The 12,743-nt window shown below is 73.8% G+C and carries 11 protein-coding genes; 5 read left to right on the top strand and 6 right to left on the bottom strand.

The features are described from left to right. Positions 1 to 37: 37 nt before the first annotated feature. Positions 38 to 1,264 (bottom strand): RNA-guided endonuclease InsQ/TnpB family protein, encoded by a 1,227-nt coding sequence (locus ACQEV1_RS23535; protein WP_433396136.1) that lies wholly within the window; start codon positions 1,262 to 1,264, stop codon positions 38 to 40. Positions 1,265 to 1,356: 92 nt separating this feature from the next. On the opposite strand from ACQEV1_RS23535, the gene ACQEV1_RS23530 reads away from it, so the two are divergent. After that, complete coding sequence (locus ACQEV1_RS23530; RefSeq protein ID WP_433396134.1) at positions 1,357 to 5,250, top strand: amino acid adenylation domain-containing protein; 3,894 nt, start codon at positions 1,357 to 1,359, stop codon at positions 5,248 to 5,250. Positions 5,251 to 5,274: 24 nt separating this feature from the next. On the opposite strand, the gene fes is transcribed toward ACQEV1_RS23530, so the two are convergent. Next, positions 5,275 to 6,519: an enterochelin esterase gene (gene fes, locus ACQEV1_RS23525; RefSeq protein WP_433396132.1), complete on the bottom strand. Its 1,245-nt coding sequence runs from the start codon at positions 6,517 to 6,519 to the stop codon at positions 5,275 to 5,277. A 251-nt stretch (positions 6,520 to 6,770) separates the two neighbouring features. Here fes and ACQEV1_RS23520 point away from each other — a divergent pair, with 251 nt between their 5' ends. Further along, positions 6,771 to 7,409, top strand: a complete 639-nt coding sequence (locus tag ACQEV1_RS23520; protein ID WP_433396130.1) for a flavin reductase family protein — start codon at positions 6,771 to 6,773, stop codon at positions 7,407 to 7,409. A gap of 17 nt (positions 7,410 to 7,426) precedes the next feature. Here the strand turns inward: ACQEV1_RS23520 and ACQEV1_RS23515 are convergent, their stop codons facing one another. After that, on the bottom strand, positions 7,427 to 8,341 hold the full coding sequence (locus tag ACQEV1_RS23515; RefSeq protein ID WP_433396128.1) for a DMT family transporter: 915 nt from the start codon (positions 8,339 to 8,341) through the stop codon (positions 7,427 to 7,429). Between the two features lie 72 nt (positions 8,342 to 8,413). Between ACQEV1_RS23515 and ACQEV1_RS23510 the strand changes: the two genes are divergently transcribed. Further along, positions 8,414 to 9,286, top strand: a complete 873-nt coding sequence (locus ACQEV1_RS23510) for a LysR family transcriptional regulator (protein WP_433396126.1) — start codon at positions 8,414 to 8,416, stop codon at positions 9,284 to 9,286. A 3-nt stretch (positions 9,287 to 9,289) separates the two neighbouring features. On the opposite strand, the gene ACQEV1_RS23505 is transcribed toward ACQEV1_RS23510, so the two are convergent. Beyond that, complete coding sequence (locus tag ACQEV1_RS23505; protein WP_285619206.1) at positions 9,290 to 10,156, bottom strand: alpha/beta fold hydrolase; 867 nt, start codon at positions 10,154 to 10,156, stop codon at positions 9,290 to 9,292. 175 nt (positions 10,157 to 10,331) lie between these two features. Here ACQEV1_RS23505 and ACQEV1_RS23500 point away from each other — a divergent pair, with 175 nt between their 5' ends. After that, entirely contained in the window at positions 10,332 to 11,147 is an 816-nt protein-coding gene (locus tag ACQEV1_RS23500) for an SAM-dependent methyltransferase (protein ID WP_433396124.1), read from the top strand. Between the two features lie 48 nt (positions 11,148 to 11,195). Here ACQEV1_RS23500 and ACQEV1_RS23495 read toward each other — a convergent pair whose 3' ends face one another. Both ACQEV1_RS23495 and ACQEV1_RS23490 read right to left on the bottom strand, forming a co-directional pair. Further along, positions 11,196 to 11,738 carry a hypothetical protein gene (locus tag ACQEV1_RS23495; RefSeq protein ID WP_285619207.1) on the bottom strand — a complete coding sequence of 181 codons (543 nt, stop codon included), beginning with the start codon at positions 11,736 to 11,738 and terminating at the stop codon, positions 11,196 to 11,198. A gap of 19 nt (positions 11,739 to 11,757) precedes the next feature. Continuing rightward, entirely contained in the window at positions 11,758 to 11,997 is a 240-nt protein-coding gene (locus tag ACQEV1_RS23490) for a hypothetical protein (RefSeq protein ID WP_433396122.1), read from the bottom strand. On the opposite strand from ACQEV1_RS23490, the gene ACQEV1_RS23485 reads away from it, so the two are divergent. Further along, on the top strand, positions 11,927 to 12,694 hold the full coding sequence (locus ACQEV1_RS23485) for an aldehyde dehydrogenase family protein (RefSeq protein ID WP_433405955.1): 768 nt from the start codon (positions 11,927 to 11,929) through the stop codon (positions 12,692 to 12,694). The two genes, ACQEV1_RS23490 and ACQEV1_RS23485, sit on opposite strands and share 71 nt — an antisense overlap. The last annotated feature ends 49 nt before the right edge of the window (positions 12,695 to 12,743 follow it).

The following is a 12,743-nucleotide window of genomic DNA, read 5'->3' as shown; positions in this document are numbered from 1 at the left end:
CCCCGTTCGAAGGCGGGGGATTTCCAACCCGATCCCCCTACGCAGAGGAGAGAACAGGTTGAGGTTCGCGGTTCAAGGCCCCGCCCAACGGCTGGAGGGCTCCCCGCACGGGAGGTCGGTCGGGGTCGGTTGGTCGGGGCAGGCACGTCACGGCACGTCCTGCCGCGATGTTCTTGGCCGCGTTCACATCCGCGTGATCGACATGCCCGCAGGCGCGACAGCGGAAACCCGTTTGGCTCTCACGGTTGTCCGCTGCGCAATGCCCACAGGCATGACAGGTCTGGGAGGTGTACGCGGGGTTGATCTTTTCGACCCGGCCGACGGCTTTGTGCTCCAGCCGGATCGCCAAGTGGCCCCATCCGGCCGCGTGGATGGAACGGTTGAGTCCCGTTTTGGCCCGCACGTTCACCCCCGGCGCGGCGATCGTGCCGCGCGCCGAACGGACCATGGCCCCGATCTTCAAATCTTCGACGCGGATCAGGTCGAAACGGCGAGCCAGATCGGTGGAAGTCTTTTCGACCCAATCTTTGCGACGGTCGGTTTGGCGGGCTTTCAACCGGGCGATCGCGGTCTTGATACGCCTGCGCCGGTTCGACCCCCGCTGCGCCCGGGCCAGCCGGCGTTGCAGCCGCCCCAGGCGTTCGGCCTCGCTGTCGCGCAGGCCCGGCACCGAGGACAACTCACCGGTAGACAGGGCGGCCGAGACAGCCACACCACGATCCACACCCACGACCGCACCCGTACCCGGCCCCTCGACCGGCGGTGGGATCACCGCAAAACAGACATGCCAGCGGCCCGCCCGATCCCGGTTCACCCGGAACGACCTGGCCTCGTCGGGGACGTCGCGGGACCAGCGGAACCGCACCCAGCCCACCTTCGGAATCCGAACCTCACCGACCTTGCGAGACAGCCGCCGAACATCCCATTGGCCCCCACGGCGGCCCACGATCCGGAACCCCTCATGCACCCCCGCCTTACGCCACCTCGGACGCCGATGAGTCCCAGCGAAGAAACGCGCCATGGCCTGAGCGAAATCCCGCAACGCCTGCTGCTGCACCGTCTGAGACCCCTCCGCCAACCACGCGAAGTCCCTCCTGGCCTCGGTCAACTGCCGAGACTGCTCGACATACCCCGGCGCACTCGCCCGCCCCGGCCGCCAATGCAGATGCTGCTCACACGCCAGATTCCACACATACCGGGCATGCGCACAGTGCTCCAGCAACACCGCCTCCTGAGCGGACGTGGGCTGAAGCCGAAATCGCATACCAGCACGCTAACCACCACCACCGACATTCTGAGGAGGGAGCGGTGTGGGGACCCCGGCCCGAAGGCCGGGGTCCCCACACCGCGGAACCGATGACCGACCCGGCGAACACCGTGCTGCCGCTCACGGCGGCGCAGTCGGGCATGTGGTACGCGCAGGCGCTCGACCCGCTCAGCCCGGCGCAGAACACCGCGGAATGCCTGGAGATCGACGGACCGCTGGACCCGGAGCTGTTCGCCGCGGCCCTGCGGCGGGTGGTGGCCGAGACCGACGCGCTGCGGGTCCGCGTCGAGGACACGCCGGAGGGCCCGCGCCAGCACGTGCGCGCCGCGGTCGAGCCGCCGCTGACCGTACGGGACCTGCACCGGACCGGTGACGCCGGCCGGCGGGCCGAGGAGTGGATGCGCGCCGACCTGGCCGAGCCCGTCGACCTGGCCGCCGGCCCGCTGTTCGGTCACGCCCTGCTCCGCGTCGGCGAGGAGCGGTGGCTGTGGTACCAGCGCATCCACCACATCGTCATGGACGGCTACGGCTACTCCCTGCTCGTGCGGCGGACCGCCGAGGTGTACGGGGCGCTCACACGCGGCGAGGAGCCCGGCCCGCGGACCTTCGGGTCCCTGGCCGAACTCGTCGCGCAGGACGCCGAGTACCGCTCCTCGGACGCCTTCGCCGCCGACCGCGCCCACTGGGCGGAGTCCCTGGCCGACCCGCCCGAGCCTCCGCGGCTCGCCGGACGCGGCGCGGCGTCCTCCCGCACGTTCCTGCGTCACACGGCGTACCTGCCGCCCGAGTCCGCCGAACGCGTGCGCGCTCTCGCCGGCCGGCTCCGCGCGACCTGGCCGGACGTCCTGATCGCCGCGCAGGCCCTCTACACCTCCCGCGCCACCGCACGCACCGACGTGGTGCTCGGGCTGCCCATGATGGGCCGCATGGGGTCGGTCGCGCTGCGCGTGCCCGCGATGGTGATGAACGTGCTGCCGCTGCGGCTCACCGTCTCCCCCGAGGCGACGTTCGCCGAGCTCGTCCGGCAGGTCGTGCTCGGCATCCGGGAGCTGCGCCGTCACCAGCGCTACCGCTACGAGGACATCCGCCGCGACCTGGGCCTCCTCGGCGGGAACCGCGGGCTGGTCGGCCCCCTCGTCAACGTCATGCCCTTCGACTACGGCGTGGACTTCGCCGGCGCGCCCGCGCGGGCGCGGAACCTGTCCGCCGGTCCCGTCGACGACCTCACCGTCAACGTCTACGACCGCGCCGACGGCCGGGGCCTGCGCGTCGACCACGACGGCAACCCGGCGCTGTACGACGGCGCCGCGCTCGCCGCGCACCAGGAGCGCCTCCTCCACCTCGTGGACCGGCTCTCCGGTGCCGACCCGTCGGCCCCGCTGTCCGCGCACGGCATCGCGACGCCGGCCGAACACGTCCGCGTCGTCGAGAAGTTCAACCGCACGGACCACGCGGTGCCGCCGACGACGCTCATCGGGCCCATCGAGTCGCGCGTGATGCGGAGCCCGCACGCGACCGCGCTGGTGTACGGCGACACCCGCCTCACCTACGCGGAGCTGAACGCCCGCGCGAACCGGCTGGCCCGCCACCTGCAGTCCCTCGGCGCCCGGCCCGGGGCGGTGGTGGCGGTGTCGGTGCCGCGCTCGGCGGAGCTGGTCATCGCCCTGCTCGCCGTGCTGAAGACGGGCGCGGCGTACCTGCCGCTCGACCCCGGCTATCCGGCCCCGCGGCTGGCGTTCATGCTGGAGGACGCCGCGCCGGTGTGCGCGGTCACCGACCACGAGGGGCGTCTCCCGGACGACACCGGCACCCCGGTCGTCGCCCTCGACGGCCTCGACGTGTCCGCGTACCCGCCGATCGATCCCGCACGGCCGCTCACGCCCGCACACGCCGCGTACGTCATCTACACCTCCGGTTCGACGGGACGGCCCAAGGGCGTCGTCGTCTCGCACCGGGCGATCGACAACCGGCTGCGCTGGATGCAGCACGAGTACCGGCTGACCGCGGAGGACCGGGTGCTGCAGAAGACACCGTCGTCGTTCGACGTGTCCGTGTGGGAGTTCTTCTGGCCGCTGCGCGAGGGCGCGACGCTCGTCGTCGCCGAGCCCGGCGGCCACCGGGACCCGGCCTACCTGGCCCGCCTGATCCGGGAGCAGGGCGTCACCACCTGCCACTTCGTGCCGGCGATGCTCCAGGTCTTCCTGGCCGAGGCCGACGTGTCGCGGTGCGGCGGCCTGCGCCGGGTCTTCTGCAGCGGCGAGGCGCTGCCGCGCGAGACCGCGAACGCCTTCGGGCGCGCGCTGCCCGGGGTCGAACTGCACAACCTGTACGGGCCGACGGAGGCGGCGGTCGACGTCACCTACCACGCCTGCGCGACGGACGGCTCCGGCCCGGTGCCGATCGGCCGGCCGGTCTGGAACACCCGCCTGTACGTGCTCGACGCGGCGCTGCGGCCCTGCCCGCCGGGCGTGCCGGGCGAGCTCTACCTGGCGGGACGGCAGCTCGCCGACGGTTACCTGAACCGCGCGGAGCTGACGGCGTCACGGTTCGTCGACGACCCGTACGGTCCAGCGGACGGGCGCATGTACCGGACCGGCGACCTGGCCCGCTGGACCGAGCAGGGCGAGGTGGAGTACCTGGGCCGCACCGACCACCAGGTGAAGCTGCGGGGACAGCGCGTCGAGCTAGGCGAGGTCGAGGCGGCGCTGACGGCGCGGCCCGGCGTGGACGGCGCCTGCGCCGTGGTGCGGGAGGACCGGCCGGGACGGCAGTGGCTCGTCGGCTACGTCACGGGCGGCGCCGACCCGGCGTCCGTGCGGGCGGAGCTGGCGCGGGTGCTTCCCGAGCACATGGTCCCGGCGGCGGTCGTCGCCCTCGACGCCTTCCCGCTGAGCCCCAGCGGCAAGCTGGACCGCGACGCGTTGCCCGCCCCGGAGTTCACCGGCGGCGGGGACGCGCGGCCGCCGTCCGGACCGCACGAGGCGACACTGACCCGGCTGTACGCGGAGGTGCTCGGGGTCGAGCGGGTCGGCCCCGACGACGCCTTCTTCGACCTGGGCGGCACGTCACTGCTGGCGGCGCGGCTGGTGTCGCGCGTGCGGGAGGAACTCGGGACCGAGCTGACGATCGGCTCGCTGTTCGAGGCGCCGACCCCGGCCGCGCTCGCCGCGCGCCTCGACGGGGCGGCGCCGGCGTCGCAGGACGCGCTGGACGTCCTGCTGCCGCTGCGCGCCGACGGCGACCGGCCGCCGCTCTTCGCGTTCCATCCGGCGGGCGGCATCGCCTGGTGCTATGCGGGCCTGGCCGCGCGCCTCGGCCCGGACCAGCCCGTGTACGGCGTCCAGGCCCCGGGTCTGGTCCGCGAGGAGCCGCTGCCGCGCACGCTGCGCGAGCAGGCGGCCGGCTACGTCCGCCGCATCCGCGCGGTCCGGCCGCACGGACCGTACCGGCTGCTGGGCTGGTCGGTCGGGGGTGTCCTCGCGCACGAGGTGGCCGTGTCGCTCCAGGAGGCCGGTGAACGGGTCGACCTGGTGGCGCTGCTCGACGCGTTCCCGGCCGAGCAGTGGCGCGAGCGGCCCGCTCCGGAGGAGGGCGACGCCCTCACCGCGGTGCTGCGCATGGCCGGCTTCGAGCGCACGGACGAACGCGACCGCGAGGACGTGCTGGCCACACTGCGCCGGGCGGGCAGCCCCCTCGCCGGCCTCGGCGACCGCACGCTGTCAAGAATCGTCGAGATCGTGCCCGGCCACGCGCGCATGATGCGCGAGCACCGGCACCGGGTCTACGACGGTGACCTGCTGTTCTTCACCGCCGCCGCGCCCCGGGCCGAGGACTGGCTCACCCGCGAGGCGTGGGCACCGCACGTGACCGGTTCGATCGCCGACCACGACCTGCCCTGCACCCATCCCGAGCTGATCCGCGACCGGTGGCTCGACGACATCGCCGCGGTGCTGGCCGCGCGCCTGAAGGAGCTCGGCCCCTGACCGGCCTGGCGGGTGCGTTCCTGCTCAGCCGCCGGACAGCAGGCCCGCCAGGCCGTCGGCCAGTTCCGTACGCCAGCACAGGTAGTCGTGGCCGCCGTTGAACTCGCGGTAGACGGCGTCGTCGTACCCCGCGGCGGCGAGGGTGTCGCGCAGGCGGCGGGCGGCCGGGAGCAGCACCCATTCCTGCTCGCCGGAGGAGAGCCAGAAGCGCACCGGCAGCCGGGGGCCGTGCGCGATGCGGCCGGTGAGCCACTCCGGCTCCGGGCCGTCGGGCCACCAGAACGACCCCGACTGGGCCAGGACGTTGCCGAAACGGTGCGGTGCCGAGAGCCCGGCGAAGGCCGCGGTGAGCCCGCCGAGACTCTGCCCGGCCACCACGGTACGGGCGGGGTCGTCGGTGAGCGGCAGCCGCGCGGCCGCCCAGGGCAGCAGCTCGTCGGTGAGGAAGGCGACGAACTCCGGCCGGCACGTCAGCTCCGCCCACCGGGTGTCGCCGTCCACCGAGTCGGGCAGAACGGCGGCGAGCGGCGGGATCCGCCCGTCCGCGATGAGGTTGTCGAGGAGGCGCGCGACGCCGAGCCGCGGCTGCCAGTGCTCGCCGTCGAGCAGGACGAGGACCGGGAGGCCGGCCGAGGACTCGGCGCCCGGCGGGGTGTACAGCCAGACGCGCCGGTGGCCGCCGAGGTGCTCGCTCGCCACCTCGTGCTCGGCCACGGCGCCGCGCGCGACGTCCGGCCGCGGCTCCCATTGCACCGCGCGCGGCGCGGCCGGCAGCTCGGCGTAGGAGACGGGGTCGCCGCTCCAGCGGCGCGGCAGCGTACGGGCGTTGAACGGGTCGGCCCGGCGCCGCGTGCGGAGCCATCGCCAGTAGTCGGGCCCGCCCGGCTCCGGGCCTCCGCCCTCGTCGACGAAGAAGTCGTAGGTGCCGCGCCAGTCGTCGCGCAGCCGGACCGTCCAGTGCCACACGTCGGTGCCGGGCGCGCGCTCCATCAGGTTGCGCTCGGGGTCACGCGGGTCGCCGAGCTTGTTGGGCAGCACCTGCACGGCGCGCGTGGCGGGAGTGCCCCGCCACAGGAACGTCACGGCCAGCCGGCCCGGGCCGCCCCGCGGGTCGGGCGCGACCAGCGGCGTGCCGCGCCGGCGGACGTCCGCCCAGAACTCCGCGACGTCATCCGGGCCGGGCAGGGCGAGCACCGGATCGGCGAGCCGGGGCACCGGCTGCGGCCGCGCCGATCGGGGCGGATGGCTCGGGGCGCCCACGGGCGGCACGGAGGCGAACATACGGCTGGCTCCCGGAGGACGGCGGGATCGGCGCGGGGGCCGCGTCCCCCGGCCACCTCACGGCCGAGCGTACCGTCCAGATGCCACGGCCCAGGGGGCGGACCGCGCCCCGAGACACCGGCCGCTCGCCCCCGCCGAACGCGAGGTCGGATTCCCGCCAGCGACCGCGGGCCGGTGTCACGCACAGTGGTGACCGGCCCCGGCCGGGGCCGTTCCCTCACCGGACGAGAGACGGAAGAGTGCACATCGATCCCGATCTGAAGGTGCTGTACTTCGGCACCCCGGTCGTACTGATCAGCTCACGCAACGAGGACGGCACCGCGAACCTCGCGCCGATGTCGTCCGCCTGGTGGCTGGGCCGCAACTGCATGCTCGGTCTGGGCGACAGTGGCCAGACGACGGCGAACCTGCGGCGCGAACGCGAGTGCGTCCTGAACCTGCCGTCGTCGGCGATGGCCGAGGCCGTCGACCGGCTCGCGCTCACCACCGGCAAGCCGGTCGTGCCCGAGTACAAGGCGCGGCAGGGCTACCGGCACGAGCCGGGCAAGTTCGCCGTGGCGGGACTGACCGAGCAGCCGTCGGAGCTGGTCGCGCCGCCCCGGGTCGCCGAGTGCCCGATCCAGCTGGAGTGCCGGCTCGTCGCGACGCACCCGTTCGGCGGCGACTCGGCGCACGCGACCGCCTTCGAGGTCGAGGTCGTACGGTCCCACGTCGAGGAGGACCTGGTCATTCCGGGAACGCACTATGTGGACCCGGTCGGCTGGGACCCGCTGATCATGAAGTTCTGCGAGTTCTTCGGCGGCGGCCACAACGTGCACCCGTCGCGGCTCGCCGGCGGCTGGCAGATGCCGCACCGCCTCCGGCCGACCGCCGTCTGAGGCCGCCCGGCGACGCCTCACCGCGACACGACCACGCCGGCCAGCACCAGCGCGCCGCCGACGAGGGTGTTCCAGCCCGGCGGCTCCCCGAGAAGCCAGGCGCCCAGCAGCGTCGACCAGACCGGAGTGACGTAGGTGACCGACGCGGCCACGGTCGTCCCCGCCGCGCGGATCACCGACAGGTTGATGATGTAGGCCAGCCCGGTGCCGGCGGCGCCCAGCACCACCAGGGCGACGCCGGCGCGCACGCCGGGCCATGACGGCGGCCCGGCGAGCAGCGGCGTGACGAGGGCCAGTTCCACGGTCGCGCAGAGGACCTGCGTCAGCGCCAGTGCCGGCGCCGCGTCGCCCCGGCCGGAGAAGTACCTCCGCGTGTAGGCGAACGCCGCGCCGTAACAGGTGGTCGCGCCCAGGCACGCCAGGTCGCCCGAGATCGTGCCGCCCCGGAGCCCGTGCCAGACGCCGAGGACCACCAGGACGCCGCCGAACCCGGTCAGCAGGCCGAGCACGCGCCGTACGGTGGGCCGCTCCCCCGGCATCAGCGCGAGGACGAAGACCAGCGTGGTCAGCGGGGTGGTGGCGTTCCAGACGCCGGCCAGCACCGAGCTGACCCGCGTCTCGCCGTAGGAGAACAGCGCGAACGGCACCGCGTTGAACAGCAGCGCCACCACCAGCGCGTGCGCCCACGTGGCCCGGTCGCGCGGCGGCGCCAGCCGTTGTACGGCGCACACCGCGCCCAGGGCCACGGCCCCGAAGAAGCAGCGCCACAGGGCCACCCACATCGGCGCGACCCCCGCGTCCACCGCGATCTTGATCAGCGCGAAACTCGCACCCCAGACCAGCGACAGCAGTGCGAAGCCCGGAATCCAGCGCAGCCCGGCGCCGTCGCCGGCCGTCCGGCGCGCCGCTCGCGTTCGTCGTATCTCGATCACGGCATCGGATGATGCGCCGGACTGGCACTATGAGTCCAACAAGTAGCGTGCCACCTCTCATGAGAGTCACTCATGACCCTGAATCTCAGCCAGCTGCGGGCGTTCGTGACGGTGCTCGACGAGGGCGGGTTCGGCGCGGCGGCCGAGACGTTGCGGATCAGCCAGTCCGCCGTCTCCCACGCGGTCGCTGCGCTCGAACGCGGCCTCGGCTCGGCCGTGCTCACCCGCCAGGCGCCCCCGCGGCCGACCGCCTTCGGCGAGCGCGTCCTGCCCCACGCTCGTGCCGCGGTCGCGGCGGCGGCCGCCATCCACGACCTCGCGGACGAACGGGACGGGAGGCCGGGCGGCGGTCTCCGGCTCGCCGCGCCCACCACGGTGTGCCAGGGCCTGCTGCCCGAGCTGATGACCCGGTGGCGCGCCGACTTCCCCCGAGTCGACATCGCCCTGTTCGAGGGCGAGGACGATGAGGTCGGCGGCTGGCTCGGCGACGGCACCGTCGACCTCGCCGTCCTCGTCGACCCGCCGCCCGGGCCGGGCGCGACCATCGGCCGGGACCGCTTCCACGCCCTGCTCGCGGCCGACCATCCGCTCGCCGGCGAGGCGGCCGTCGACGTCGCCGACCTCGCCGACGACGCGTTCCTGCTCTCGCTCGGCGGCTGCGAACGCCACATCCGCGAGCTGCACCGCCGGGCGGGCGTTCCGTTCGACCCGACGCACCGCATCCGCGACATGGGCACGCTGATGGCGATGGTCCGGGCCGGGATCGGCGTCTCGATCGTCCCGGCCCTGGCCGGTGCGATGCTCGTCCCACGGCTGGTCATGGTGCCCCTCGCCCAGGAGAGCACCCGCCGGCTGGTGCTCACCGGCCCGCCCGGGCGCCCCTGGCATCCGGCCGTCACCGCGATCGTGGAAGGCCTGGACGGCATGGACGCTGTGCCCGCCTAGAGGTCAGCCGGCGAGGACCTCGCGGAGGGTGGCGGCGAACGCGTCCGGTTCGCCGCCACCGCCGTACTCACCGCCGAGGAACCCGCCGTGGCCGCCCGGGAACGTCACGGGCCTCGTCCCGAGGCGGTCGGCCACCGCCACGGCCGCGCGGCCGGTCAGCACCCGGCCGGACTCGGCGCCCACCCCGATGACGATCCGGGTCGGCGCCGCGCGCAGCGCCGCGAAGTCGTGCCGGTAGTGGTTGCACGACACCATGTTCTGCCCGAGCAGCGGATCGTCGCGGGAGCCGTCGTCCTCGGCCGGCAGGCCGAAGGCGGCGGGGTCGGGCGCCGGCCGGTCGGCGAACCCGTCCGGGACCGGTCCTTCGTGGCTGAGGAGCGCGATGAACTTCGCCATCGCGGGGCCCGTGCCGCCGCGCAGGTACGTCTCGTGGATGTCGACGCACGCGGCCAGCACCGGCGCGCGGTCCGGCAGTTCCTGCGACACGGGCGGCTCGTGCGCCACGAGCGTGCGGACCTGCTCCGGGTGCCGCGCCACCAGGGCCAGGGCGTTGACGGCTCCGCCGCTGCTGGCGAAGATCTCCACCGGGCCGGCGTCCAGCGTGGCGATCAGCCGGTGCAGGTCGTCGGCGTGCTCGTCGGGTGTGGACTCGGCGGCGCCGTCGGTACGCCTGCTGCGCTCGGCCCCGCGCGGGTCGTAGGTCACGACCGTACGGTCGGTGAAGTGCCCGGCCAGGGTGGCGAAATACGCGGCGCCCATCGGCGAGCCGATGAGGAGCAGGACCGGGTGGTCGCCGGAGTCGTGACGCCGGACGTCGTAGTGCAGCACGGCGCCGGGTACGGCCAGCGTGTCCGTCTTCGGTTCGGTCATGGTCGCTCTCCCCTGCCGGTGATCCTCGTCCTTCCCCGGTGCGGACTTCGAGCGCCGGCGAAACTCATCGGTCCGGCCGGGCGAACGACCCGGAATAATGGTTTCAGCGTCACAACGGTTGGATACCCGTAATTCGGAGATGTCCGAAGATCGCGCCAATGAGGGAAGAGTTTCCGTGACCGACGACTCGCTCAGCCCCACCGGGACACCGCAGTCCGCGTTCGACACCGGCGTCCCGCACTCGGCCCGGATCTGGAACTACTGGCTCGGGGGCAAGGACAACTACCCGGCGGACCGCGAGGCCGGTGACGCGTTCTGCGAGATCTTCCCCGGGATGCCGGAGGTCGCGCGAGCGGTCCGGCACTTCCTCGCCCGCGCCGTCCGCCACCTCGCCGATGACGTGGGGATCCGGCAGTTCCTGGACATCGGCACCGGCCTGCCCACGGTCGACAACACCCACGAGATCGCCCAGCGGGTGGCCCCGGAGTCCCGGATCGTCTACGTGGACAACGACCCGCTCGTGCTCGCGCACGCGCGCGCCCTGCTCACGAGCACACCGCCGGGCGCCACCGACTACATCGACGCCGACGTCCGCGCGCCGGAGACGATCCTGGAGGCGGCGGCCCGCACCCTGGACTTCAGCCGGCCCGTCGGCCTGATCCTGCTGGGGATCATGGCGCACATCAGCGATGACGACGAGGCACGGTCGATCCTGGACCGCTTGCTGGACGCCCTGCCGCCCGGCAGCCACCTGGTGCTCAGCGACGGCACCGACGTCGACAAGGCGCGCGAGGAGGCCCACCGGCGCTACAACTCGGGCGGCGCGGTCCCCTACCTGCTCCGCAGTCCCGAGCGGCTCGCCCGCTTCTTCGACGGCCTCGAACTCCTGGAGCCGGGCGTGGTGTCGGTGTCACGCTGGCGGCCCGAGCCCAGCCCGTTCGGCCCGCCGTCCGAGGTGTCCACGTTCGGCGGCGTGGCCCGCAAGGTGTGACGGCCGGCGGGGCGTACGCCGACCGGTTCGCGCATGTCCGTACGCTGATCAGGCCGGTTCGTCGGCCCAGGATCTCGGCCAGTTCCCCGAGGGCGGCGGCGGGCCCTCGATCCCGAGATCCCTGCGCGCGTGGTGATAGAAGGCGTCTCTGGCCTGGCTCGCCCGCCTGAGCGCGCCCTCCCAGCCGGCCGAGTCGTCCTTCAGGCCGCGGGCGTACGACTCCACGGCCCACACGGCCTCATGCCAGGTCCGGGCCGCGGCGACGGTGGACGCGTCGCCGACCAGCAGCATGGACTCCCATTCGGCCGCGCGTCGCGACTCCGCCTCGGCGAGCCTCTGCAGCCCCTCCTCCGGATCCAGGGGATCCACGACATGGTCGAAGCCTCGTGCCGCCCCGATCCTCAGTGAGATGCGGAGCTGGGCCTTCAGAAGGTTGGCGTAACTCGCGTAGGCCTGGAACCTCGGCTGGTCCCAGCGTTCGGCGTGCGCCCGCCGCCATCGGGCCCGCTCGGTGAGACTCGACGCGGCGTACGAGCCGACGGCGCCGACGATCACACCGGCCAGGGTCGGCAGCTGATCCATGAACGTCATGCACTGCTCCTCACGTCCCCTATCGGATGGCCGCGCGACGGTTCCAGGTTCCGCCGGCGGCGACGGCGTTCGCGCCGCGCCGGCGGATGTGGACCGGGCGGTGGCCGTCGCGCGCGCCGCGTTCGACCACGGCCCCTGGCCGCGCACCGGACCGGGCGAGCGCATCGCGCTGATCCGCCGCCTCAACGCTGCGCGAGGAACGCGCCGATGAGATCGCCGCGCTGATCACGGCCGAGAACGGCTCGGCGCTGTGGTTCACCCGCGCCGGGCAGGGCCGCATGGGCCGGCCGGTGAACGCCTACGTCAGGGCGGCGGAGGAGTTCGGCTGGGAGGAGGAACTGACGCCCTCCGACCCCGCGCAGGCGTTCCGCACCGTCGTACGGCGCGAGCCGATCGGCGTGGTCGCGGCGGTGATCCCGTGGAACTCCCCGTTGTCCGCCGCGCTCGCCAAGGTGGTCCCGGCACTCCTCGCGGGCAACACCGTCGTGCTCAAGGTGTCGCCGGAGAACTCCCTCAGCATGGCGCTGTTCGCGGACCTGGTCGACCGGCTCGGCCTGCCCGAGGGCGTGATGAGCGTGCTGCCGGCCGACCGGGAGACCAGCGAGCACCTCGTCGCGCACCCCGGCGTCGACGAGATCTCCTTCACCTGCTCCACCCGCGCGGGCCGCCGCATCGCCGCCATCGCCGGCGAGCAGCTCAAGCGCGTGAGCCTGGAGCTGGCCGGCAAGTCCGCGGCGGTGCTGCTGGACGACGTCGACCTGCGGGCCGAGTACGGCCTGTCCGGCGGCGTCTGGTCGGCCGACGAGGCCCGCGCCGTCGCGGTCGCCCGCCGCCTGCGCACCGGCACGGTCGGCGTCAACGGCAGGCCCATCAGCTTCGACGGACCGTTCGGCGGCCGCAAGTCCAGCGGCCTCGGCCGCGAGTACGGCGCCGCCGGCCTCGCCACGTACGTGTAGCTGAAGACGATGACCGTATGACCGGCCCGGGACACCCCTTCGACAGGCC

Origin of the sequence: Actinoallomurus sp. CA-142502 (assembly GCF_050936355.1) — a bacterium.
GTDB lineage: Bacteria > Actinomycetota > Actinomycetes > Streptosporangiales > Streptosporangiaceae > Actinoallomurus > Actinoallomurus iriomotensis.
This window is presented reverse-complemented; position numbering and strand designations above follow the sequence as displayed.

What these genes read in the sequence shown, in the direction of transcription:
- ACQEV1_RS23535 (WP_433396136.1), bottom strand. Translation starts at nt 1,264, where the DNA reads ATGCGATTTCGGCTTCAGCCCACGTCCGCTCAGGAGGCGGTGTTGCTG.
- ACQEV1_RS23530 (WP_433396134.1), top strand. Translation starts at nt 1,357, where the DNA reads ATGACCGACCCGGCGAACACCGTGCTGCCGCTCACGGCGGCGCAGTCG.
- ACQEV1_RS23505 (WP_285619206.1), bottom strand. Translation starts at nt 10,156, where the DNA reads ATGACCGAACCGAAGACGGACACGCTGGCCGTACCCGGCGCCGTGCTG.
- ACQEV1_RS23510 (WP_433396126.1), top strand. Translation starts at nt 8,414, where the DNA reads ATGACCCTGAATCTCAGCCAGCTGCGGGCGTTCGTGACGGTGCTCGAC.
- ACQEV1_RS23495 (WP_285619207.1), bottom strand. Translation starts at nt 11,738, where the DNA reads ATGACGTTCATGGATCAGCTGCCGACCCTGGCCGGTGTGATCGTCGGC.